At 45.0% G+C, this 23,495-nt stretch carries 19 protein-coding genes; 11 read left to right on the top strand and 8 right to left on the bottom strand.

Annotated elements, in window-relative coordinates; genetic code table 11:
* Positions 1 to 6 precede the first annotated feature (6 nt).
* Complete coding sequence (gene menE, locus RGE70_RS01030; protein WP_310469701.1) at positions 7 to 1,470, top strand: o-succinylbenzoate--CoA ligase; 1,464 nt, start codon at positions 7 to 9, stop codon at positions 1,468 to 1,470.
* 4 nt (positions 1,471 to 1,474) lie between these two features.
* Here the strand turns inward: menE and RGE70_RS01025 are convergent, their stop codons facing one another.
* The 5 genes from RGE70_RS01025 to ftsY all read right to left on the bottom strand — a co-directional run bounded on the left by RGE70_RS01025 (position 1,475) and on the right by ftsY (position 6,106).
* Complete coding sequence (locus tag RGE70_RS01025; protein ID WP_375087882.1) at positions 1,475 to 1,654, bottom strand: hypothetical protein; 180 nt, start codon at positions 1,652 to 1,654, stop codon at positions 1,475 to 1,477.
* Positions 1,655 to 1,700: 46 nt separating this feature from the next.
* Positions 1,701 to 2,558, bottom strand: coding sequence for an RNA polymerase sigma factor RpoH (rpoH, locus tag RGE70_RS01020; protein WP_310469700.1), 858 nt, complete (start codon positions 2,556 to 2,558; stop codon positions 1,701 to 1,703).
* Between the two features lie 206 nt (positions 2,559 to 2,764).
* On the bottom strand, positions 2,765 to 3,730 hold the full coding sequence (gene ftsX / locus RGE70_RS01015) for a permease-like cell division protein FtsX (RefSeq protein ID WP_310469699.1): 966 nt from the start codon (positions 3,728 to 3,730) through the stop codon (positions 2,765 to 2,767).
* 8 nt (positions 3,731 to 3,738) lie between these two features.
* Complete coding sequence (ftsE, locus tag RGE70_RS01010) at positions 3,739 to 4,431, bottom strand: cell division ATP-binding protein FtsE (protein ID WP_310469698.1); 693 nt, start codon at positions 4,429 to 4,431, stop codon at positions 3,739 to 3,741.
* Positions 4,432 to 4,474: 43 nt separating this feature from the next.
* Positions 4,475 to 6,106, bottom strand: coding sequence for a signal recognition particle-docking protein FtsY (gene ftsY / locus RGE70_RS01005; RefSeq protein WP_310469697.1), 1,632 nt, complete (start codon positions 6,104 to 6,106; stop codon positions 4,475 to 4,477).
* A 226-nt stretch (positions 6,107 to 6,332) separates the two neighbouring features.
* Here ftsY and rsmD point away from each other — a divergent pair, with 226 nt between their 5' ends.
* Together rsmD and RGE70_RS00995 are read left to right on the top strand one after the other, a co-directional pair.
* Positions 6,333 to 6,941 (top strand): 16S rRNA (guanine(966)-N(2))-methyltransferase RsmD, encoded by a 609-nt coding sequence (gene rsmD / locus RGE70_RS01000; RefSeq protein WP_310469696.1) that lies wholly within the window; start codon positions 6,333 to 6,335, stop codon positions 6,939 to 6,941.
* Positions 6,942 to 7,217: a DUF1145 domain-containing protein gene (locus RGE70_RS00995; RefSeq protein ID WP_310469695.1), complete on the top strand. Its 276-nt coding sequence runs from the start codon at positions 6,942 to 6,944 to the stop codon at positions 7,215 to 7,217.
* A 361-nt stretch (positions 7,218 to 7,578) separates the two neighbouring features.
* On the opposite strand, the gene RGE70_RS00990 is transcribed toward RGE70_RS00995, so the two are convergent.
* The gene (locus tag RGE70_RS00990) at positions 7,579 to 8,148 is read right to left on the bottom strand and encodes a NapC/NirT family cytochrome c (protein ID WP_310469694.1); all 570 of its coding nucleotides are present in this window, start codon (positions 8,146 to 8,148) and stop codon (positions 7,579 to 7,581) included.
* 703 nt (positions 8,149 to 8,851) lie between these two features.
* Here RGE70_RS00990 and RGE70_RS00985 point away from each other — a divergent pair.
* From RGE70_RS00985 to RGE70_RS00970, 4 genes are all read left to right on the top strand, one after another.
* Positions 8,852 to 9,145: a hypothetical protein gene (locus tag RGE70_RS00985; RefSeq protein WP_375087881.1), complete on the top strand. Its 294-nt coding sequence runs from the start codon at positions 8,852 to 8,854 to the stop codon at positions 9,143 to 9,145.
* A gap of 112 nt (positions 9,146 to 9,257) precedes the next feature.
* On the top strand, positions 9,258 to 9,644 hold the full coding sequence (locus tag RGE70_RS00980; protein WP_310469693.1) for a heavy metal-binding domain-containing protein: 387 nt from the start codon (positions 9,258 to 9,260) through the stop codon (positions 9,642 to 9,644).
* A gap of 24 nt (positions 9,645 to 9,668) precedes the next feature.
* Positions 9,669 to 11,405 (top strand): efflux RND transporter periplasmic adaptor subunit, encoded by a 1,737-nt coding sequence (locus RGE70_RS00975; protein ID WP_310469692.1) that lies wholly within the window; start codon positions 9,669 to 9,671, stop codon positions 11,403 to 11,405.
* A 13-nt stretch (positions 11,406 to 11,418) separates the two neighbouring features.
* Complete coding sequence (locus RGE70_RS00970; RefSeq protein WP_310469691.1) at positions 11,419 to 14,562, top strand: efflux RND transporter permease subunit; 3,144 nt, start codon at positions 11,419 to 11,421, stop codon at positions 14,560 to 14,562.
* 72 nt (positions 14,563 to 14,634) lie between these two features.
* Here RGE70_RS00970 and mtr read toward each other — a convergent pair whose 3' ends face one another.
* Together mtr and plsB are read right to left on the bottom strand one after the other, a co-directional pair.
* A complete protein-coding gene (mtr, locus tag RGE70_RS00965; protein ID WP_310469690.1) occupies positions 14,635 to 15,891 on the bottom strand; it encodes a tryptophan permease in 1,257 nt (418 codons plus the stop codon).
* Positions 15,891 to 18,314: a glycerol-3-phosphate 1-O-acyltransferase PlsB gene (plsB, locus tag RGE70_RS00960; protein WP_310469689.1), complete on the bottom strand. Its 2,424-nt coding sequence runs from the start codon at positions 18,312 to 18,314 to the stop codon at positions 15,891 to 15,893. The genes mtr and plsB overlap by 1 nt, the downstream gene beginning before the upstream one ends.
* A gap of 409 nt (positions 18,315 to 18,723) precedes the next feature.
* Here plsB and lexA point away from each other — a divergent pair, with 409 nt between their 5' ends.
* The 4 genes from lexA (at position 18,724) to ctaD (ending at position 23,495) form a co-directional block, all read left to right on the top strand.
* Positions 18,724 to 19,344 (top strand): transcriptional repressor LexA, encoded by a 621-nt coding sequence (lexA, locus tag RGE70_RS00955; protein WP_310469688.1) that lies wholly within the window; start codon positions 18,724 to 18,726, stop codon positions 19,342 to 19,344.
* A complete protein-coding gene (locus RGE70_RS00950; RefSeq protein ID WP_310469687.1) occupies positions 19,341 to 19,853 on the top strand; it encodes a cell division inhibitor SulA in 513 nt (170 codons plus the stop codon). The genes lexA and RGE70_RS00950 overlap by 4 nt, the downstream gene beginning before the upstream one ends.
* Positions 19,854 to 20,297: 444 nt before the next feature.
* Complete coding sequence (coxB, locus tag RGE70_RS00945; protein ID WP_310469686.1) at positions 20,298 to 21,884, top strand: cytochrome c oxidase subunit II; 1,587 nt, start codon at positions 20,298 to 20,300, stop codon at positions 21,882 to 21,884.
* 9 nt (positions 21,885 to 21,893) lie between these two features.
* Positions 21,894 to 23,495: a cytochrome c oxidase subunit I gene (gene ctaD, locus RGE70_RS00940; RefSeq protein ID WP_310469685.1), complete on the top strand. Its 1,602-nt coding sequence runs from the start codon at positions 21,894 to 21,896 to the stop codon at positions 23,493 to 23,495.

Genomic DNA, 23,495 nt, shown 5'->3' with positions numbered 1-23,495 from the left:
CCATAGATGCCTCACAGTCAAAACAGTAAGTTGATTCAATCACCGATTCATCAAGCGGCAACTCGCCAACCGCACGCCACTGCCTATAGCGTGCATGGCCAGCGTGTTAGCTACCTACAACTAAGCCAACATGTGATTGCTATCGGCGAGCAATTAAAACGCGCCGGCCTACAACAGGGCGATAGAATCGCGTGTATTGCCCATAATAGCCCTGAGCTACTGACTCTTTATTGGGCCTGTGTCGAGCATGGTTTGTTGTTTTGCCCTATTTCGCCACGCTTTGCACAAGTGCAGTTAATCGCGTTGATTCAAACCCATCAATATCGCTACTGCTGGCTACCTCAGCACACGCAAGATTTACTGCCGAGTTTAAAGGCAGAGTTAACCGCGCTGGGTCAAGCCACCACCAGATTGTTATGTCTCGACTTTGAGCAAAGTAGCCAACAGCAACCTATCAATATCGATCCGCATCAAGCCGTGAATGCCATTCTCACCTCTGGCAGCACAGGCCTACCTAAAGCGGCTGTACACAGCTTACAAAACCACATTGCTAGTGCCACTGGGGCTAAAACATTAATTCAGCTTGATGAAGCCGACAGCTGGCTGCTGTCACTACCGCTGTTTCATATTGGCGGGCTCGCCATATTAAATCGCTGCGCACTGGCTGCAGCCAGTGTGGTATTTGAAGATAAGTCCATACCGCTAGCTGAGCAATTATCTCGAGAGAACATTAGCCACTTGTCATTAGTTGGGGCGCAACTACAGCCGCTATTACAAAGCACGCCACAATGCTTACGCCACGTAAAAGCGATGCTTCTCGGCGGCGGTGCGATATCAAGCACTCTGATTGACCAACTTAGCGCGCTAAATATAAATGCTTATACCAGTTATGGTATGACCGAAATGAGCTCACAAATCACCACTGGTGCAGCCCGAGCAGACGGAACAAGCGGCCAACTGCTACCACGACGAGAGCTAAAAATCGTAGACGGCGAAATCTGGCTAAAAGGTGAATGCTTATTCTTAGGTTACCTCGACGGTGACAGCATCCGACAGCCGCTAGGTAGCTCGCCAGCGGTTGAAGGTTGGTTTAGGAGTACCGACTTAGGCCACTGGGATAATAACGGTAATTTGTGCATTGAGGGCCGTTTAGACAACATGTTTGTCTGCGGAGGGGAGAACTTGCAACCTGAAGAAGTGGAAGCCGCCTTAAAACAACACCCAATGATTAATGACGCGATTGTTTTTGCACAAGCCGATGCCACATTTGGTCATCTTCCCGCTGCAACTCTTAAACTTAAACATAGCGCTGCTAACCCGCTGACTGAAACCGAGCTCACCGCGTTTTTAGCCAACAAAATCGCGCGCTTTAAACGACCTAGGCAATATTACCCTTGGCCTGAAGTCGCGACAGTGGGGATTAAAGTCGTAAGAAAACAGATTATCGCAGCCATTAACGCCAAGAAATAGTCAGCTAAAATTGAGTTAACTTAGCAAAGCGAGTGCTGCTTGATAGCGTTAGTGAGGCTTGTAGCATAAATGTTCCAGACATAAAGCTGCAAGCTATCCATCCATGGGCTTGTAGCATAAATGTTCCAGACATAAAGCTGCAAGCTATCCATCCATGGGCTTGTAGCATAAATGTTCCAGACATAAAAAAACCTGCCGAAGCAGGTTTTAGTCAGTGCCAATGCAAAGCATTACGCTTCCATTCGCCCTTTCAATTTATTCATCGCATTCTTTTCGAGTTGTCGAATACGTTCAGCCGACACTTGGTAAGTTGCCGCGAGATCTTGGAGCGTTGTTTTGTCTTCATTTAACCAACGAGCTTGAAGAATGTGCTGACTACGCTCATCAAGTGTCTTGATGGCTGACAGCAGGCGCTCTTGGTTACTTTGCTCCCAGTTGTCGTTTTCAACTTGGCTAGCTAAATCAGATGAATGATCTTCCAGATAATGCATCGGAGCATAATCTTGCTCGTCATCATTGTCGCTGGCCAAATCAAACGCTGGATCTTGCGCAGCCATCCGTGATTCCATTTCGGTCACATCGGACTTAGACACCCCAAGGGTTTCAGCTACCATGCCAACTTCATTATCGCTAAACCAGCCTAAACGTTTTTTAGATTTACGAAGGTTAAAAAACAACTTACGCTGTGCTTTTGTAGTAGCAACCTTAACAATGCGCCAGTTTTTAAGCACATATTCATGAATCTCTGCTTTAATCCAATGCACAGCAAAAGATACCAAGCGTACCCCTACATCGGGGTCAAAACGCTTAACCGCTTTCATCAAGCCGATATTACCTTCTTGAATCAAGTCAGCTTGCGGTAAGCCGTATCCAGAATAGCCTTTGGCAACGTGAACGACGAAGCGCAAATGAGACATAATCAGTTGTTTAGCAGCTTGTAGGTCACCGGTTTCCTGTAAACGTCGCGCAAGCTGTTGCTCCTCCTCCACATCCAACATCGAAATGCTGTGTGCCGAGTGGATATAAGACTCGAGGCTGCCACTACTTTGTGGAACCATCAGTGCCATTGTTTGCGTTTGATCAGTCATTCACGCTCCTACTACCCATTACTAATTTCTGTCCAACTAAACCAAAAATAACGTCTCAATATGAGATCAACTGAGGACTATCGACTAATTGACAAAATATGTCAACCATCGACGTTATCAAATATGTACGATTGCGATTTTACACCCATATTAAGGCTGCGCAAATGAAGGATAGTTCATCTTTATTGTTACGCAACATGCATCCACTACGAAGGCTCGATCGCTCGCAAATGCTGTCGTACAGACAGGTAAGATCCCAGCCAGCCTAAGAACGAGGCCAGCAACACCAGTTGTCCAAGTTCTGCTAATGTGAGCGACTGCATATGCAGCTGACTACCATAAAGCCCTAGCAATTCACCCAAGGCAGAATCTAAATACCACACCAGCAAATTAATAATCACCCAAGCGAGTATTCCACCAATAATACCAAACCAAATACCAGTATAAAGAAACGGCCTTTGAATAAAGGCGTCGGTCGCCCCGACCAGCTTCATGACTTCTATTTCTGTACGGCGATTCATAATAGCAAGGCGAACAGTGTTACCAATCACCAATACCACCGCTAATATCAATAAAACTGAAATGGCAAACACCGTGCGTTCAAGCAAACGGACTACAGCTTGTAAACGCTCTAACCATTCAATATCAAGCCGGCCAAAGCTAACTTCAGGCTCTTGCTCAAGTTTTCTTAACAGTTGTTTGGCACCATTTGGGCTAGAATATTTTACGCTAGGAGTGACCATAACCACCGCAGGTAGTGGATTGGTGTCTAAATAAGATAATGCATCACCGAAGCCCGATAACCGCTGAAACTCTTCAAGCGCTTGATCGCGATTAATATAGCTCACCTCAGCAACTTCAGAGTAAACCTTAAGCCGAGCAACTAGGCTTTGAATACTTCTTTCACTGCGCCCTTCATCGACAAACAACGATATTTCAGCCGCGCTATTCCAGGATTGGGTGATTGTTTCAGCATTTTTAACAATAACTTGTAGCGCAGCAGGCAAACTAAGACTCACCCCCAGCACACCCATCGTCATGAAGGATGAAATAGGGTTGCGCCACAGCTCACCTAAACTTGCCATCGCTTGCTGTAAGTGACGGATAAAAAACATCACTATTTGACCTGAAAGCGGTAATTTGCTGCGTGTTAACTGGGGTTGCTTACTCATTATACTCCTCAGTACGCACTTAAGCTGTCTGGTTGAGCCAACTCTTGAGCACCGAGTACCCGGCCCTGTTTAAGGGTGAGCGTTCGATATTTCATACGAGCAATCAACCCGAGATCATGGGTAGCAATGAGTACCGTAGTACCGGAGTCGTTAAAAGTTTCAAATAAGCGCAATATGTCCATCGATAACTTAGGGTCCAAGTTACCGGTTGGTTCATCGGCCAACAACAGAGGAGGTTTGTTCACGATAGCGCGAGCAATACCAACTCGTTGCTGCTCACCGCCTGATAACATAATAGGGTTATGTCGCTCTTTACCATAAAGGCCTACCATGTCGAGCGCCCCCGCAACACGCTTGCGGATCTCACCATGGGAAAAACCTTCAATGATTAATGGCAGTGCCACATTATCAAACACGCTTTTTTCCATTAATAGGTGATGATTTTGAAAAATCATCCCTATATCACGTCGCAAATAAGGCACCTGCGCCCGACGAACATTAGCAATGTCGTGCCCATTAATAGCCACCTTGCCAGCATTAGCTCGCTCAATCACCGAGATCAATTTGAGCAACGTGCTCTTTCCCGCACCAGAGTGGCCGGTAAGAAACGCCATTTCACCACGCTTTAAATGAAAATTTACATCCGACAGCGCTTGCTGACCGCCGGGGTAAACTTTACTGACTTGCTCAAATAGAATCATTGGTTAGCTGTCTTATTCGCTGTTATCGCTATATAAACTAACGTTATTTTTTCTCTATGTCGTCTTTTGATTGACTAAATAGTGCTTCAATAAAGTCTTTTGCGTTAAAGGTACGAAGATCGTCAATTTGTTCACCCACACCAATGTGGCGGATCGGGATCCCAAATTTGTCAGCAATAGCAAAAATAACACCACCTTTAGCCGTACCATCTAGCTTGCTAATAGTGATACCTGTAACGCCCACAGCCTCTTGGAATAACTGTGCTTGGCTAATTGCATTTTGGCCGGTGCTAGCATCTAACGTTAGCATCACTTCGTGCGGTGCCGCTTCGTCTTGCTTTTTCATCACTCGTACGACTTTTTTGAGTTCGTCCATCAAGTGGGCTTTATTCTGTAAGCGACCCGCAGTATCGGCGATAAGAATGTCAACATTACGTGCTCTAGCAGCTTGCAATGCGTCAAACAAAACGGAAGCACTATCGGCTCCTGTATGCTGGGCGATCACTGGAATATCGTTGCGTTGCCCCCAGACTTGCAGCTGTTCAACCGCGGCTGCGCGGAAGGTATCACCCGCAGCAAGCATAACTGACTTACCTTGCGCCTGATATTGCTTAGCTAACTTACCAATGGTGGTTGTTTTACCCACGCCATTCACGCCAACCATTAAGATCACAAATGGTCCATCTGCATTTTCGGGAACTAGCGGAACTGATACTGGCTCTAGTGTTTTTTGCATTTCATCGCGCATTAACTCGTAAAGCGCTTCGCCATCTTTTAACTGTTTACGGTTCGCCTGCTCAGTTAATTGCTTAATTAAACGCGTAGTGGTTTCTACACCCACGTCGGCAATCAATAACTGCTCTTCTAACTCTTCAAACAGATCGTCATCAATTTTTTTGCCGGTAAATAAGCTAGCAAAACCACTGCCAATACTTTCACTGGTACGCTTTAAACCTCGCTTTAACCGAGCAAATAACCCCTCTTTAACAGGTCGAGCTTGAGGCTCAGGTTGCTGCGTTTCTGTCACGGCTTGCTCTGCTGCTAATCTTGCCGCTTCGGCTTGCTCGGCAGCGACACGTTCAGCTTCTGCGTTAGCGGCTTGCTCTGCTGCTAATCTTGCAGCTTCGGCTTGTTCGGCAGCGACACGTTCAGCTTCTGCATTAGCAGCTTGCTCTGCTGCCAATCTTGCAGCTTCGGCTTGCTCGGCAGCAACACGTTCAGCTTCTGCGTTAGCAGCTTGCTCTGCTGCTAATCTTGCAGCTTCGGCTTGTTCGGCAGCGACACGTTCAGCTTCTGCGTTAGCGGCTTGCTCTGCTGCTAATCTTGCAGCTTCGGCTTGTTCGGCAGCGACACGTTCAGCTTCTGCATTAGCAGCTTGCTCTGCTGCCAATCTTGCAGCTTCGGCTTGCTCGGCAGCAACACGTTCAGCTTCTGCGTTAGCAGCTTGCTCTGCTGCTAATCTTGCAGCTTCGGCTTGCTCGGCAGCGACACGTTCAGCTTCTGCGTTAGCAGCTTGCTCTGCTGCCAATCTTGCAGCTTCGGCTTGTTCGGCAGCTATACGTTCAGCTTCTGCGTTAGCAGCTTGTTCAGCTACATTTAATTCTGCTTCTGCTGCTTGTGGTTGTTCTTTAGATTTATCCTTGCGGAACCAGGAAAAAAAGCCTTTCTTTGCCATGTGTTTTACCGATGCTCAAATAGCTGTACATAAATACGTTAGGGTGGAGGACGTTATATCAAAAACACAGTAAAATTACGCTGACTAAAACCGTAAAAGTATCACCTACGTGTGCCTAAACAACGGCTTTTTACCATTTAGCTGTGCTTTAATATAAAATAGCGACCTTTAAATCAGACGCTATAGTCTACCACTTTCAGCCGTAAGGCAAAATCACGAGGACACCATGGTCAAAAAAAGACCCTCAAGCGGCCAAGTAAGGATCATTTCTGGCCAATGGCGATCGCGTAAACTTCCGATCCATGACCTAGAAGGCTTACGCCCAACCACCGACCGTGTTCGCGAAACTTTATTCAATTGGATTGCAAACGATGTTCGTGGAGCCAGAGTATTAGATTGCTTTGGTGGCAGTGGAGCGTTGAGTTTAGAGTCTTTATCGCGTTATGCAAAATATGCCAAGGTATTTGAGTTGCAACCACAGGCAGCTAAGCAGTTAACCGCTAATTTGGCGACCTTAAACTGTAACAATGCCGATGTAATTAAAGGCGACAGCTTAAAACTATTAGCCACTTCACCTGATGAAGGCTTTGATATCGTTTTTATTGACCCTCCTTTCAGAAAATCGCTCACTGAAAACTGCATCGCATTAATCGATCAGCATCAGTGGTTATTGCCTGATGCACTCATTTATGTAGAAACAGAGTCAGAACTCGCAGTACTTAATGTACCTAGCAGCTGGACTCAGCTCAAAGAGAAAAAAGCAGGTCAGGTGATTTACCGTTTATATCAATACAGCCCATTAGTGGACAATCAGGATCTCGAGGATAGTTTTTAAATGAAAGCGCTATTAGTAATCGGAAAATGGATCACAGCATTTGTGTGGTTATTGATGATTTTCAATCTGTTTATGCCGCTAAATGGCAATGTAGCTATTATTCTGAATATTCTTTTGGCTATTACCGTATTTATGCATGGCTTTCAGACGGTAATTTTTCACACACTATTTAATACATTATTACCGTTAAAAAAACGCGATTACCTTCAGGTATTTTTGTTTGGAGTGTTCAGCCTACTGCAGTATCGCCAGCAAGTGTTAACGCAGCAAAAGTAATACTGACTTCATTGTCATCGCAGCAATATTTGAGGCTAATAATGGTTACGCCAGCCATTATTAGCCCCATTACATACGCGAAAACCTTATAACGCTCACCAAACACAGCAGCTTAGCAATACTGCATACCAAAAGAGCCACCCATCACAGTAACGAATTAACCTCTGTTGCATGCAGCCTATCTCACACCAGCCAGAACTGAGTTGGTACCAATCACATATTTATGCACGATAACTGCTAGCCCTAACTTACCTCGACTTTCTGTTACGCGACTAAGTTAATACATACATTGGTAAATTTCAGGCACAAAAAAGCCTCAATTAAGAGGCTTTAAAGTTTAAGCGCTTGTAGTGCTAGCTACTTATCTACCTTTTTTAGGGTAAACGTGAGCAACACCTTTATGACAATCTACACAAGTCTTACGCTTGTCTTCAGCTTTCTTGAAGTTTTTGGCGTGCATTCTTTTCGCCATTTTCTTCATTGTCTCAGGTTGGTTCTCGTAGATACGAGTATGACAGTGCTGACAGTTAGCTGAATCAGTATCTTTAAAGTACTTAAGTGCTAGGTCTGCTTGCTCTTTACGGTTCTCATCCAACCATTCTTGAGTGTTGAAACCATCAATCGTTAAGTAACCGTATAGATCTTTAGATACGATAATTTTCTTAACTAGGTATTTAACTGGGTTATGCGGCAAGTGACAGTCTTGACACTGAACAGTAACACCAGCGCTTCCTCCGCCGTGAGCAGACGCCATAACTTCATCTCTCAATGAATGGTTGCTATGACAGCTCATACAGAAATCATCTGTACTTGTTGCATGTAAAGTTTGTTGTGTCGCAAAGTAACCTACAACACCAACAACGATACCGACGACCAACAATGCCAGAATCGAAATTTTTGCGCTGGGTTTAAATAGTGCTCGCCAGTTCATCGCTCATCTCCAAATATTTGATTTTTTATATCGATGTAAGTTTAACTTCATCGCTATTTGTGAATTATTATAAACTATAACCCCCTAATTAATCTGGCACTAAAAGTGCGAAATGAGACATTGGTCTAACTCTTGCTAATGTATTAAATAACACGGTAGATACATTCGCATTAGCTAAAGTTAGTTTAAGACCTTGTAGGCTGCAATGTTTAATGATTCTCGTTCTTATAAAGTCTTATTTATATTGATTTATTCAACTTTTTTCACATCTAAAAATATAGCGTCACTTCAAAACAACATTTAAAAAAATATCAATTTCATACCGATGAGAGGCTGACTTGTTTACATTTAATAACGCGGTCACTTTAGCTTTAGTCAGTTAACATAATTTATAGTAAGACTTAACGGGGTTATAAGCTGCAATCGCGCCTTAATATTGCCTACACATCATGACGGCATTTAACTGCATCATCAGCTAAGGGGATTCACTAACATATTGATAATTTTAAACTGTGAACTTTATCAATGTGCGGCTTAATTGCTATGTTAGACTTATTAAAGCTCATTATTTAAGGTCATTATGCTTAGCAACCTTCGTCGTCATACATTAATAGTCTATACGCTACTCGCTTTGTTGGGTCAGCTAATACTTACTAATGGCTCTATGATGATACCGAGTGCAATAGCTGATGATTTACCGATAATGAGCATGCAAGATGGAACTGAATGCCACCAAGAGAAAATGGATAACAGCACCCATTGCTGCCACTCTAACCAGATGAAGCCTGCAGTAGCAGGTAATTCTAAAGATTGTTGTAATGGCGGTAGTATATGCCAAAGTGATTGTAATCATTGCTTGGTGATTTCGGTAACAGGTACGCTGTACAGTACTGCGTCATGGCCAAAAAGCGGGAAGACCGACTTGGCAGTGACGACTCAAATGCCTCATTTCCACTCAATTTTATTGCCACAAGATTTAAGACCTCCAATAGCGTAAAGCGTTATGGTTTTACACGTTATGTATTCTTATTAAGCAATTATTTAAGCCGTTAATTGTTTCGTGCACATGCACTTACAGCATTCGGCCATCGTTTTGATGGAGTTGAGTTATGAAAACCTTTATTAGTACAATTTTAGCCACCTTATTGTTTTTAAGTTGGGCGCCAGCGGCATCTGCTCACGCGCATGAACACAGCACAGAGCAAAGCCAAAGTTATAGCTGCCCAATGCATCCTGAAGTAACCGGTTCACAGGGTGACTCTTGCCCTAAATGCGGGATGGACTTAACAGCAACAAAAACTGTTGGACATAACTGTGACACTTGCCCAAACAAAGGTAAGGGCGCACATCATAAGATGAACGCTGCCACTCACGACTGTCCAATGCACCCTGCAGTTAAGGGGAAAAAGGGTGATAGCTGCCCAGAATGTGGCATGGACTTAACGCCTATCGCAGCAAGCGATGGCGCCGATAAAAAAAGTCACATGCATCACTAAACGCTAGGGTGGAGATAAGGCATTATGAGTTTATTTACAGCACAATTATTGAATAAAAATGCGCTTTGCGCACTGAGCATATTGATTGCAACAATCGGGCTTGGATACAGCCAAGCTTTACTTGCTCAACCAGACACTGCATCGCTAAACCAAGCACATTCAAGCCATTATGCTTGCCCAATGCACCCAGAAGAAACTAGCCATGAGCCAGGCCGTTGTGCAATCTGTAAAATGTTTCTGGTTAAAGATGACAGCCAAGCAACAGATACTCCCGCTACAGTAAGTAATCACTATTACTGCCCAATGCACCCAGAAGAAACTAGCCATGAGCCAGGCCGCTGTGCAATCTGTAAAATGTTTCTGGTTAAAGATGACAGCCAAGCAACAGATACTCCGGCTACAGTAAGTAATCACTATTACTGCCCAATGCACCCAGAAGAAACCAGCCATGAGCCAGGTCGTTGTGCAATCTGTAAAATGTTTTTGGTTAAAGATGATAACCAAGATGAACCTGTCGGCCACTCTCACACCAGCGAGCCAACGGGCGCAACAAATACGGCTACCCAAAGCAAGGCCGAACGATTACTCAGCCAACCATTACCCACATTAACGGTGCCAAGTAATAACGCCAACGTTAAATATGTTTGCCCAATGCACCCTAATGTCGTCACCGATACGCCTAGCACATGTCCAATATGTGGTATGAACTTAGAGCAGGTCACCGTCGGCGTAACGACTGCAGAGGTCGTTGTTAACGTATCTGGCGCAATGCAACAAGCGTTAGGTGTTCGCAGCGAGCAAGTGACCCAAGGTTCATTAGGGAAACAGGTCCAAACCATTGGCACAGTGCAATATAATGAAAACGCCATTGCCCACGCGCACACCCGCGTTAACGGTTGGATAGAAACACTAATGGTGCACACCATTGGTCAACGCGTTAAGCAAGGTCAACTCCTTTATGAACTCTACTCACCCGAGCTGATTAATGCGCAAGACGATTACATGCAAGCTGTCGATTACCTAAAACAAGACAACAAGCGCGGCGCAAGCTTACTGCGCAAAGCGCGTTTACGATTAGAGCTGCTAGGTGTCAGCACTGCCACCATAAAACAGCTAGAACGCACTGGCGAGACCATTTATCGCGTCCCTTATTATGCTGAGCAAGATGGATTTATCAGCCAGCTATCGGTCCGCCATGGTATGTATGTTCAGCCGGGAGACACCCTCTTTGAAATCGTCGATTTAAGTAGTGTTTGGGTTATTGCCGATGTATTTGAAAATGAACAAAGCTGGCTAGAACCAGGCCGACCTGTTGAGGTCGCATCGGCTGCACAAGGCTTATTTGATTTAGCCTCAACGGTTGATTACATCTACCCTGAGCTCGACCCTGTATCAAGAGCAATGCGGGTGCGGATAAAACTTGAAAATACCGAACGAAAGCTTAAACCCGGTACTTTAGTTGATGTGACGCTCTTTGGTGGAGTCAAAGACAACATCCTTACCATACCAACCGAGGCCCTGATCCTTACCGGCCGTGAAAACCGGGTGGTAGTGCAGCGCAGCGATCAACAATTTGCAGCCGTTACAGTAAAAGTAGGCATGATTAGCCAAGGCCGAGCCGAAATTACACAAGGCTTAAATGCGGGCGACAAGGTGATTGTATCTGGGCAATTTTTAATTGACTCCGAAGCGAGTATCCAAGGTAGTCTGCAACGCTTAAACAGCAGCAAGGTTAGCCCACAGCCGCACGCTAACCATTAATCGGAGGTCAACAATGCTAGCAAAAATTATTAGTGCCTCGATTAAACAGCGCGCCATGGTGATAATGCTCACTGTGGTCATTGCGTTAATTGGCTACCAAGCCATGCGCACCGCCCCATTAGATGCGCTACCAGATTTATCTGACGTGCAAGTTATCGTCAAAACCTCCTACCCAGGCCAGTCACCACAGCTCGTTGAAGATCAAGTCACCTACCCACTCTCAACCGCCATGCTGGCTGTACCCGGTGCCAAAACAGTGCGTGGATTTTCGATGTTTGGCGACTCATATGTTTATATTATTTTTGAAGACGATACCGACATTTACTGGGCTCGCTCTCGAGTTTTAGAATACCTATCACAAACCCAAAGTTTACTCCCGAGCAACGTTACTCCCACACTCGGGCCTGACGCGTCAGGCGTTGGCTGGGTATTCCAATATGCGCTCATCGATCGCACCGGCCAGCATGATTTGGCGCAATTAAGATCACTGCAAGATTGGTTTTTAAAGCTAGAGCTGCAAAGCGTTGCTGGGGTGTCAGAAATAGCCACAGTTGGGGGCATGGAGCAGTCGTACCAAATTATTGTCGACCCACATAAGCTCGCCCTTTATCAAATTGACTTAATGACAGTAAAAAGTGCCTTAGATAACTCCAATAGCTCAACGGGTGGTTCGGTGATTGAAATGGCCGAAGCCGAGTACATGATCACCTCATCTGGCTATCGTCAAAGCTTGGCAGATTTTGAGGTTATACCACTGGGCATAGTGTCAGAATCTGGCACTCCAGTATTAATGAAAGACGTTGCACAACTGCGTATTGGCCCCGCGGCTCGCCGTGGTATTGCAGAACTTAATGGCGAAGGCGAAGTTGTTGGCGGCATAGTTGTCATGCGTTATGGTGAAAACGCACTCACCACAATCAACAATGTTAAAAACAAACTTAAAGAGGTTGAAAACGGTCTGCCTGACGGCGTAGAGCTTGTGATCACTTACGATCGCTCCGAACTGATCCTCAACGCCGTTGATAACCTTAAAGATAAAGTACTAGAAGAGATGTTGATGGTCGCGGTTATTTGCATGATTTTTTTACTGCATGCCCGCTCCACTTTAGTGGCTGTTATCTCACTACCAATGTCGATACTCATCAGCTTTATTGTAATGAATATGATTGGTGTTAATGCCAATATCATGAGCCTTGGTGGGATCGCTATCGCCATCGGTGCTGTAGTGGATGCCGCCATCGTGATGGTTGAAAACACCCATAAACATTTAGAACGATATCGCGAGCAACATCACGGTAAAAACCCCACTGCAGAAGCTCACTGGGAGCTAGTACGCACAGCCTCTATTGAAGTTGGCCCCGCGTTATTTTTCAGCCTACTCATTATTACCCTCAGCTTTATGCCGGTGTTTGCCCTTGAAGCCCAAGAGGGACGCTTGTTTCACCCACTAGCCTTTACCAAAACCTTTGCAATGGCAGCAAGTGCCATTTTGGCCATTACTTTAATCCCAGTTTTGATGGGCTACTTTGTGCGTGGCAAAATACCTGCCGAGCATAAAAACCCGATTAGCCGCTTATTAATAGCACTTTACGAGCCGATGCTACGCTGGGTGTTACGCTTCCCTAAAGTCACGATATTGTTAGCCATCATTGCACTTGGCAGTGCTGTATACCCGCTGAGCAAAATGGGCAGCGAATTCATGCCCGAACTTGAGGAGGGCGATCTGCTTTACATGCCCACGACTTTGCCCAGCGTTAGCGCCGCTAAAGCGGCAGAAATTTTACAGCAAACCGACCGCTTAATTAAAACTGTGCCTGAGGTAAAGCGTGTATTTGGCAAAGTTGGCCGCGCCACGACGGCAACGGATCCTGCACCACTCACCATGCTAGAAACCACCATTATGCTTAATCCGCCCGAAACATGGCGCGATGGCATGACACTGGAAAGCATTATTGTGCAGCTGCAAAACACAGTAAAAGTGCCGGGTATGACCAATGCCTGGGTGCAGCCAATCAAAACCCGAATAGACATGCTATCAACAGGGGTCAGAACGCCCGTCGGTATTAAAATTTCTGGTGCCAATATTGATGAGTTACAGCGGATTGGTACTGAAATTGAGGCCGTTGTTAGCACGCTACCCGGTACAACATCGGCCTTTGCCCAACGCACCAGTGGCGGCCGCTATATTGACATTGAACCAAACCTCAAAAATGCAGCGCGTTACGCAATGACGCTTAAAGACATTCAAGATGTTGTGCAAATGGCCATTGGTGGCATGCAGATAGGCCAGTCGATACAAGGGCAAGAACGCTACCCTATTAATATCCGTTACCCACGAGCGTTACGAGACAATATTGAAAAACTGCGCGACCTGCCCGTGGTGACGAAAACCGGAAAATATCTACCGCTGAGCCACCTTGCAAACATTACCATCAGCGACGGAGCCCCCATGCTTGCCAGCGAAAATGGCCGATTAGTTAGTTGGGTATTTGTCGATTTAGCCGATATCTCAATCGGCGAATACATTGCCTCAGCCAGGGCAGCGCTTGATGCAAAAATCACCCTGCCACCGCGCTACAGTTATAGTTTTGCAGGGCAATATGAATATATGCAGCGGGTCGATGACAAAATGCAGCTGGTTGTTCCACTTATGCTAGCAGTAATTTTTATACTGCTAATGATGACCTTCAACTCAGCCACTCAAGCGTCGGTTATTATGCTCAGCCTGCCCTTCTCGCTTGTTGGCAGCGCGTGGCTACTGTATTTACTAGACTATAATTTTTCGGTGGCAGTATCGGTAGGCATGATTGCACTCGCTGGGGTGGCAGCAGAGTTTGGAGTTGTGATGCAAGTGTACCTAAACAACAGTATTAAAGATCGCCAAGCTGCGGGTTTATATCATCAACGTAGCGATTTAATTGAAGCGTTAATTCAAGGCGCCGTTATGCGTATTCGCCCAAAAGCAATGACCGTGGCCACGATCTTTTTTGGACTGTTACCGATCATGTGGGGAACGGGCACCGGCAATGAAGTGATGCAAAAAATCGCTGCACCTATGGTGGGTGGAATGATCACTGCGCCCTTGTTGTCTTTGTTTGTCATTCCCGCGATTTACTTACTTACCTTTGGTAAATCACTGAAACACACAAACGATTAAAATCATTGCCATTTAGGCACAAAAAAGCCTCTAATTAAGAGGCTTTTTTATTTCGCTACTCGAGCATAAGGCTTAACCGTAAGCGGGTAATACTCCGGCCATCACTAATAAGTGACATGCACCAGTCACCAAACCAAAAATAATCACGACCGCGATTAATGGTGTGCCACCAGGTACTTTAAAGCTGTTGCTGTCTGCAAATATTTTGCGAGACTTATACGCCATCATAGCTGGAACAATTGCCGCCCAAATAGTTGCTGCTAACGCTGCGAAACCAATCGCAATCAAAAAGCCATTCGGGAACAAAATACCTAAAATAGTTGGCGGTATAAATGTCACGGCAGCGGTTTTTAAACGCCCTTGACGAGACTCGTCAAAGCCAAATAAATCAGCAAGGTAATCAAACAAACCTAAGGTCACCCCTAAGAATGATGATGCCACTGCAAGGTTAGCAAACAACGACAACATAGTGTTAAGCCAGCTACTAGCCATAACATCAGACAACGCCCCAACCAACACGCCCATATTGCCGCCTTGAGCGATAATATCAACGAACTGGCTACGTGGAATATTGCCCATCGTCGCGACTAACCAACAGCTATAAATAACCAATGCGATAAACGTACCGATAAACAATGCTTTGATGATTGTTTTTGAGTCATTACCATAATACTTAACTAAGCTAGGAACGTTACCGTGATAACCAAAACTGGCCAAACCGAACGGCAATGCAGCTAGTAGGTATGGCGCATAACGGGCTTCACCATCAGGCTCAAACAGCTTAGTGGTATCAATTTCAATCAGTAGATTACCAATCGCCAAAAAGAAGGTAATAATCATGCCGCCAAGCATAATGGTGGTAATTCTATCAACTGCTTTAGTACTAATGATAACGATTGAAGCAAGCACACCAGCAAACACTAATCCAGCAACACTTTGCGGTAAATGAACCCCTACGCCTTCTAGAGTGTGGTTTACAATCGAGCTACCGCCACTTATGTAAGCATACGTTAAAATATACAGTACAAAAGCAATAGAAAGACCATTAATAATGCGCCAAAACTGGCCCAAAGTGCGCTTAGTTAAGGTGTCGAAACTCGCACCCGGCTCAAAATGTAGATTCGTTTCGAGCAGCATTAGCCCCGAAACTAACATACAAAACCAGATGCCAACTAGCATCAACATTGAATAACCAAACCACATACCAGCGCCAACCACAGGCAAAGAAAACATGCCAGCACCGACCGTGGTACCCGCAATAATCATTGCGCCACCTAATAGTGATTTCCCAGCAGCTTTATTCTTAGCTGCGTCCATAAAGTTTGCCATTAAACTGTTTGCTCCGCGTTAACACTGTCGACAATTGTTTGCTTAATCGATGGATGTAACAGTAAATTAGCTCTGTCTTTTATACGTTTGATATCACTGCACCCTTCACTATCTGTTAGATAACCTAACTCTTTCAATTTAACGCTTAGCGTAGCGTATAGTTTCTTGTCATAAAACTCTGGCGCGGTAATACCGTGAAGCGCTCCCAACCTTTGCGCTAGGCGGTGGCTGTCGCGCTCTAGCTCCGAGCGTTCAATGTTAGGTTTTACGGCTAATAAGTTAAACAAAATAGCGTAACGCTGCATGGTTTCATCAATCGTACCAGACAGCAGTAACAGCTGATTAACCTTGTCATCTGCCACTTCAAAATGGTCAGTTTCGACCACTAAACCTTGCGCCACAAATATATCTAACAAACTCAGAGCATATTGCGCAGGGTCTTCAATTCCCATAAAGAGCTCTGCTTGAAGCAATGGGTAGAAGTCATTCACAATACAAACAACATCGTCACGGCTGCATTGCTCTTTACGCATCAAACAAGCGGCGATGAGCGATGGCAGTACTAATAAATGGATAATGTTATTACGATAATAAGTCATTGCTATCGCAATGCTGTCGTCAATTGAAACGATATCACCCAGCGGATCGCTATCGAGTTTCATTTTTTTCAATTCAAGGCACTGATCAACGAGATCTTTACCACAGCCTTCTGGCACCGACGTAAACTGGGTATACGGCAAGTCTTTTAATAGCGTTAGGTAGAGGTCGAGCTGTTTCTCTAACTGATTACGTTCTAATGCATTTTGCTCTGTCGCTAATAAAACTAAGCTAGTTAATGTTACCGAGCTTACCGCTGCGGCGCCGTTAATGTTAGTCATAACTTGGTTCGCAAGCGTGTTAACCACAGGAGTAAACCAAGATGGCTTTTGATCGCCATCTTGCGCCAGATCATCACGCCAATCAGGTAATTGCTGGTTCATAAAACTATGCAAGGTAATAGGCTTACCAAAGTTAACGTAACCTTGGCCAAAATTACCAAGCTTACGAATAGCACCAAACACTTGCCATACTGATTCTTTCTTTTTCTTCTTACCGCTTAACTCTTTATGGTAAGTAGCAACTTCCATAACGTGATCATAGCCAAGGTAAACAGGCACTAAAGTAACCGGCCGTTCAACGCCACGTAAAACACTGTTAAGTGTCATTGCAATCATGCCCGTTTTAGGTGCGAGCAAGCGCCCAGTACGAGAACGACCACCTTCAGTGAAGTACTCAACCGAGTAACCTTTAGTGAAAAGTTGATCTAAATATTCACGGAATACGGCGGTATAAAGCTTGTTACCACGGAAACTACGGCGAATGAAGAAAGCGCCGCCGCGACGGAACATTGGCCCTGCCGGCCAGAAGTTAAGGTTGATGCCTGCAGCAATATGTGGCGGCACCATCCCTTGGTAATACAAGATATATGACAGTAACAGGTAATCCATATGGCTACGATGACACGGCACATACACAATTTCGTGTCCATCATGATGCAACTGACGCACCTGCTCGGCACCGCGAATCGCGATCCCTTTATAAAGCTTGTTCCATAACCATGTTAGAAAACGCTCAGCGATTCTGATTAAGCTGTCTGAGTAGTCTGCAGCGACCTCGTCTAAATACTCCATCGCCTTAGTGCGCGCTTCAGCTTCAGAAATTTTCTTGTTCGCCGCTTCTTCTTTAATCGCTCGCGTAATGGAGTCAGATTTAAGCAATGCGTGGAACAGCGCTTGACGATTAGGGAGTTGCGGCCCTGTCATCACTTTGCGTTGACGTTGAAAATGCACCCGTGCAACACGTGCAAGTTTTTGTGCAATACGTTTATCTGTGCCATGTTCATCAGCCATATAGCGCAATGAAACCGCACTGGAAAACTGCACAAAGTTATGTCGGCCTAAAAAGACAATCATCAAGCATTTGCGTAACCAGGTCGGGTTTTGACGCTCCAGTACTGCCGCGCGCATGGTGTCATCTTCTTTCCCGGGGGTGCGACCCCAGTAAGTACTAACTGGAACCAACTGAATATCTAAATCTGGGTTTTGCTTATGCACGCTAAGTAAGCGCTTAAAGCAATGTAAATACTCTTCAGCGCTTTCTCGCTCACCAAACAACGGCTTACTACCTTCAAGGCAAACAACCCGCGGCGTGCTCACTCCGTTAACTTCTAAGTCATCGTAAGGGCTAGGCAAGCCAAGTTTGCCAGTCATCTCACTGAGAGCTGCAATGTCGCTAACAGATTCTGTTTTCATGACATAAACAAGGGGTTTGCTTGGATCGAGATCGAGATCCTCAAAAGGATCATGCGGCACAACAACGGTGTGCACGAACTGTTTCTGGATCCAGCGTAATGATTTAAACCAAAGAGAGTCTTTTTTCGACATGATTCGCTTGCAGTGTGGTCGCTGATAATAGCTTGCTAGAATATCAGAAATTCAGCGTTTTTGCGCTATTGCTTTATATTGTCAGTAGACAACATTTGAATATTTATATAACAATGACTTATTAAAAATGTAGCGATAACATCTGCCCTACAAATGTCTCCATTGCTGTAGTGCACAGCTTAAAACCAACCCGACTAAGCTAAAAGCCTGAATACACCAGCGGCTCTCACGTAAATAGCGCTCAACCACATAACGTCACACACGCTAGAAACAGCCAAAACTTGCCACTGAATTTAGTCAATTATTTTGCTTAATACTCAGAATTTTATAATCAAAAATGGTTAATACTTGCACTCAATCAATTACTGTATATACTGACAGTATACTGTATAGAAAGACAGGCATAACTATGAGACCACTTACACCACGACAAGCTGAAATTTTAGAGCTGATTAAACGCAATATAGCTGAAACTGGCATGCCACCAACCCGCGCCGAAATCGCTAAACGTTTAGGTTTTAAGTCAGCTAATGCCGCTGAAGAGCATTTAAAAGCATTAGCTAAAAAAGGCTGTATTGAGATCATTCCGGGTACCTCTCGAGGCCTTAAGCTAACTCAAGAAGATACCGAAAGCATCGACCTCGGTTTACCCCTAATTGGTCAAGTCGCTGCCGGTGAACCCATACTGGCTCAAGAACATGTAGAACAACACTATAAAGTTGACCCTGCAATGTTTCGCCCAGCGGCTGACTTCTTGCTAAAAGTGCGTGGTGACAGTATGAAGAATATCGGCATTCTTGAAGGCGATTTATTGGCGGTACATAAAATTCAGCAAGCACGTAATGGCCAAGTTGTGGTTGCCAGAGTTGAAGACGATGTCACAGTTAAACGCTTTGAAAAAAAAGGCAATACCGTTTACTTACATGCAGAAAATGAAGACTTTTCATCAATAGTCGTTGACTTGGCAAGCCAGAGTTTGAGCATTGAAGGCTTAGCCGTTGGTGTTATTCGCAATGGAGATTGGCAATGAATAAATTTTTAGGCGTAGCCCCACGCCACCCCGGCCTTTGGCAAGATGCGCCAAATCAGGCTATGTCTAAAAAAACTAACACCGATATCATTACGATGGTCTCTCACACTCAAGGCCGTAATGAACTTAAAGCAATATGCGCGCAACTGGCTCGCTTAAGTCAGCAAGGCCGCTGGATAGTGTTAGTTAGCCCGCCAAATATTGGTTACAAAAATATGCTCGCCGCAGCAGGCGTTAGAATGGATAGAATTTTACTCGTCCATGCTAAAGACGAAGTAGAAACATTATGGGCAATGGAAAAAGCCCTCACTAGCGGCACCTCTAGCGCTGTCATCACTTGGACTAACGAGCTCGATACTCGAGACAACCGTCGACTGCAGTTGGTAGCTAAAAGTGCACAGGCGGAAGGGATTATTATTGAGAATGCGAATAGTCACTTACCTGACAGCTCAATAAATACACACGATAACGTATACGGCCAAGGTTCATTGTTCACCGCTATGCATTAAGCAATTCTTTCTATTACAGTTATAGCGCACCAACTGAAGCTCCCTTTAGGGAGCTTTTTTATTACCTACATTATGTAAATGAATTAAAAAGTGATCTTGATCAATATTTAAACACCAAGTAGGGTAGTAGTTGATAACAACGATTTTGTTATATCCGAGCGATTTAGTCGTCGGTCTTTATGTATGACTGTAGATCCTTAAAGAGCATATGAAGACTGAGATCGGCCTGATATATTTCAGCCGTTGGTGCAAAGTGGTTAAATAACACAGTAATTAATACTGACATTAAATAAATTCAATTAAGTCGGGTGATAAATCGGCTCAATTGAAAACCATTTGTGCACTATTGAAGTCATCGTTGCTTTTTTGGGAACTGAAGAGTTTACATAGAGCAGAGACTTACTGTGTGGCTCTTCTTTGTCTTGTTGACAGAGGAGAAGTCTAGTGAAGCAATTGTTGTATTGTGTGTTGGCGTTAATTATTTCGCCGGCGCTATTTGCATCAGACATGCCGTTAAATATGACAGAAGGCGTAACGGAAATCAGTGGACAGGTTTACAACCTCCATATGATCATCCTTTATATCTGCTGCGCTATTGGCATTGTGGTTTTTGGCGTAATGATTTATGCCATGATCAACCACCGCAAATCAAAAGGCGCAATCGCCGCCAACTTTCATGAAAGCACTAAAGTCGAGATTTTATGGACTGTAGTACCTTTTATTATTCTTATTATCATGGCTATTCCAGCAACAAAAACATTGATTGCAATGGAAGATCCTAGTGATGCAGACCTAACAATAAAAATCACAGGTTCGCAGTGGAAATGGCACTACAGCTATTTTGACAAAGACATTGAATTTTACAGCTTAATGTCGACCCCAAGAGAGCAAATAGAAGGCACCGAAGCTAAAGGTGAGCACTACTTGCTAGAAGTCGATAAACACCTCGTATTGCCTATCAATCGCAAAATCCGTTTCTTAATGACCTCTGAAGACGTGATCCATTCATGGTGGGTACCAGCTTTTGCCGTTAAAAAAGATGCTAACCCAGGCTTTATTAACGAAGCTTGGACTCGCATTGATGAGCCCGGCATATACCGTGGCCAATGTGCAGAGCTGTGTGGTAAAGACCACGGATTTATGCCCATTGTGGTTGAAGCAGTATCTGAAGCTGACTTTGAGCAGTGGCTACTCGATCAAAAGCAACTAGCCGCTAACGCTAAAGCGGCGGCCGAAGCCGCACTAACCCAAACGCTTAGCCTTGATGAATTGATGGCGCAAGGTGAGCAAATATATATGGCGCAATGTGCAGCCTGTCACCAACCAAATGGCGCAGGCTTGCCTGGAGTGTTCCCCTCGTTAATTGGCAGCCCATTGATCAAAGGCCCTGTTGCAGCGCATATTGATATTGTTGCCAATGGCAAACCAGGCACTGCAATGCAGGCATTTGCAAAGCAACTAACAGCTCAACAAATTGCCGCAGTGGTTACCTATGAGCGTAACGCTTGGGGAAATAACTCTGGCGATACTGTTCAAGCAGCTGATGTTAGTAACGGTAATAGCGATGCCACCAGCGTGTTACCAACTGAAATAGACCTTACTCCTGCCGCCGTACAGCCCGAAGCTGAACAAATACAAGCTGTAGTAACTGAAGCCGTAGTTGAAGCAGCTGAGACTGTTGAGACTGCAGAAGCAGCTAATACCGAATCACTAGATGATCTTGCAATGGACGAACTAATGGCGCTGGGCAAGCAAGTGTATTTGCGAAGTTGTGCATCTTGCCATCAAGCCTCAGGAACCGGCATACCAGGTGCGTTCCCCTCTCTCGTTGGTAGTCCAATAATTACCGGTCCAGTATCAGAACACCTTGATATTGTTATTAACGGAAAGGCTGGGACTGCAATGCTGTCGTTTAACGCGCAACTAACACGGCAACAGCTTGCTGCAGTGGTAACGTACGAGCGCAATGCCTGGGGCAATAGCTCTGGCGATGCAGTTCAGGCTTCAGATGTTGTTGGTCTGGCAAAGTAAGGGATTAAAATGAGCACAATTACACAAGATACACCAGCGGCAGCAGACGCTCACCATGATGATCATCATGGCGCACCAAAAGGCATTATGCGCTGGGTTTTAACCACTAACCATAAAGACATTGGTTCGCTGTACCTCTGGTTCAGTTTCATTATGTTCCTGACTGGTGGTGCTATGGCGATGGTGATCCGAGCAGAGTTATTTCAACCCGGATTGCAATTAGTCGAACCCAACTTTTTTAACCAAATGACGACAGTACACGGTTTAGTGATGGTTTTTGGTGCAGTCATGCCAGCCTTTACCGGTTTGGCTAACTGGCTGATCCCGATGATGATCGGCGCGCCAGATATGGCGCTTCCAAGAATGAACAACTGGAGCTTTTGGATATTACCATTTGCATTTGCCATTCTATTAAGTTCGCTATTTATGGAGGGCGGTGGGCCTAATTTCGGTTGGACATTCTACGCTCCGCTATCAACCACTTACAGTCCTGACAGTACCGCATTATTTGTCTTTTCTGTACATATAATGGGGATCAGTTCGATAATGGGAGCAATTAACGTTGTCGTTACTATCGTTAATATGCGCGCCCCCGGCATGTCATGGATGAAGCTGCCATTATTCGTCTGGACTTGGTTAATTACCGCATTTTTATTGATAGCGGTGATGCCCGTGCTAGCCGGCACGGTCACCATGGTGTTAACTGATAAATACTTTGCCACCAGCTTCTTTGATGCGGCTGGCGGTGGCGACCCTGTCATGTTCCAGCATATTTTCTGGTTCTTTGGTCACCCCGAAGTTTACATCATGATCCTGCCTTCATTTGGCATCATATCAGCAATAGTACCGGCCTTTAGTCGCAAACCGTTATTTGGTTATGCCTCGATGGTTTATGCAACAGCAAGTATTGCCGTGTTGTCTTTTCTGGTTTGGGCGCATCACATGTTTACCACGGGGATGCCGGTATTTGCCGAGCTCTTCTTTATGTATTGCACCATGCTAATTGCCGTGCCGACTGGCGTAAAAGTGTTTAACTGGGTAGCCACCATGTGGCGTGGCTCTATTACCTTTGAAACGCCGATGTTGTTTGCAGTCGCATTTATCATCTTGTTTACTATTGGTGGTTTTTCCGGGTTAATGCTGGCTATTACGCCTGCTGACTTTCAGTATCACGATACCTACTTTGTGGTGGCGCATTTTCACTATGTACTAGTCACGGGAGCCATCTTCTCCATAATGGCTGCAGCGTATTACTGGCTACCTAAATGGACCGGTAATATGTACAGTGAAACCTTAGGCCGCTGGCACTTTTGGTGCTCTGTTGTTTCAGTAAACGTGTTGTTTTTTCCGATGCATTTTCTTGGATTAGCCGGTATGCCCCGTCGAATTCCAGATTATGCAATTCAGTTTGCTGACGTCAACCAAATTGTATCCATAGGTGGTTTCGCCTTTGGTCTATCGCAATTAATCTTTTTAGCGGTGGTACTCAAATGCATACGTGGCGGCGAAAAAGCCCCAGCCAAACCTTGGGAAGGTGCAGAAGGTTTAGAATGGACCATCGCCAGCCCCGCCCCATATCACTCATTTACTACGCCACCTGAGGTTAAATAA

The organism is Shewanella youngdeokensis (assembly GCF_033180165.1).
In the GTDB taxonomy this organism is placed as follows: Bacteria; Pseudomonadota; Gammaproteobacteria; order Enterobacterales; family Shewanellaceae; genus Shewanella; species Shewanella youngdeokensis.
This window is presented reverse-complemented; position numbering and strand designations above follow the sequence as displayed.

What these genes read in the sequence shown, in the direction of transcription:
- RGE70_RS00980 (WP_310469693.1), top strand. Translation starts at nt 9,258, where the DNA reads ATGAAAACCTTTATTAGTACAATTTTAGCCACCTTATTGTTTTTAAGT.
- mtr (WP_310469690.1), bottom strand. Translation starts at nt 15,891, where the DNA reads ATGGCAAACTTTATGGACGCAGCTAAGAATAAAGCTGCTGGGAAATCA.
- ftsY (WP_310469697.1), bottom strand. Translation starts at nt 6,106, where the DNA reads ATGGCAAAGAAAGGCTTTTTTTCCTGGTTCCGCAAGGATAAATCTAAA.
- RGE70_RS00950 (WP_310469687.1), top strand. Translation starts at nt 19,341, where the DNA reads ATGAATAAATTTTTAGGCGTAGCCCCACGCCACCCCGGCCTTTGGCAA.
- RGE70_RS00975 (WP_310469692.1), top strand. Translation starts at nt 9,669, where the DNA reads ATGAGTTTATTTACAGCACAATTATTGAATAAAAATGCGCTTTGCGCA.
- RGE70_RS00970 (WP_310469691.1), top strand. Translation starts at nt 11,419, where the DNA reads ATGCTAGCAAAAATTATTAGTGCCTCGATTAAACAGCGCGCCATGGTG.
- RGE70_RS00995 (WP_310469695.1), top strand. Translation starts at nt 6,942, where the DNA reads ATGAAAGCGCTATTAGTAATCGGAAAATGGATCACAGCATTTGTGTGG.
- RGE70_RS00990 (WP_310469694.1), bottom strand. Translation starts at nt 8,148, where the DNA reads ATGAACTGGCGAGCACTATTTAAACCCAGCGCAAAAATTTCGATTCTG.
- ftsX (WP_310469699.1), bottom strand. Translation starts at nt 3,730, where the DNA reads ATGAGTAAGCAACCCCAGTTAACACGCAGCAAATTACCGCTTTCAGGT.
- RGE70_RS01025 (WP_375087882.1), bottom strand. Translation starts at nt 1,654, where the DNA reads ATGTCTGGAACATTTATGCTACAAGCCCATGGATGGATAGCTTGCAGC.
- ftsE (WP_310469698.1), bottom strand. Translation starts at nt 4,431, where the DNA reads ATGATTCTATTTGAGCAAGTCAGTAAAGTTTACCCCGGCGGTCAGCAA.
- menE (WP_310469701.1), top strand. Translation starts at nt 7, where the DNA reads ATGCCTCACAGTCAAAACAGTAAGTTGATTCAATCACCGATTCATCAA.
- rsmD (WP_310469696.1), top strand. Translation starts at nt 6,333, where the DNA reads ATGGTCAAAAAAAGACCCTCAAGCGGCCAAGTAAGGATCATTTCTGGC.
- plsB (WP_310469689.1), bottom strand. Translation starts at nt 18,314, where the DNA reads ATGTCGAAAAAAGACTCTCTTTGGTTTAAATCATTACGCTGGATCCAG.
- RGE70_RS00985 (WP_375087881.1), top strand. Translation starts at nt 8,852, where the DNA reads ATGAGCATGCAAGATGGAACTGAATGCCACCAAGAGAAAATGGATAAC.
- ctaD (WP_310469685.1), top strand. Translation starts at nt 21,894, where the DNA reads ATGAGCACAATTACACAAGATACACCAGCGGCAGCAGACGCTCACCAT.
- rpoH (WP_310469700.1), bottom strand. Translation starts at nt 2,558, where the DNA reads ATGACTGATCAAACGCAAACAATGGCACTGATGGTTCCACAAAGTAGT.
- lexA (WP_310469688.1), top strand. Translation starts at nt 18,724, where the DNA reads ATGAGACCACTTACACCACGACAAGCTGAAATTTTAGAGCTGATTAAA.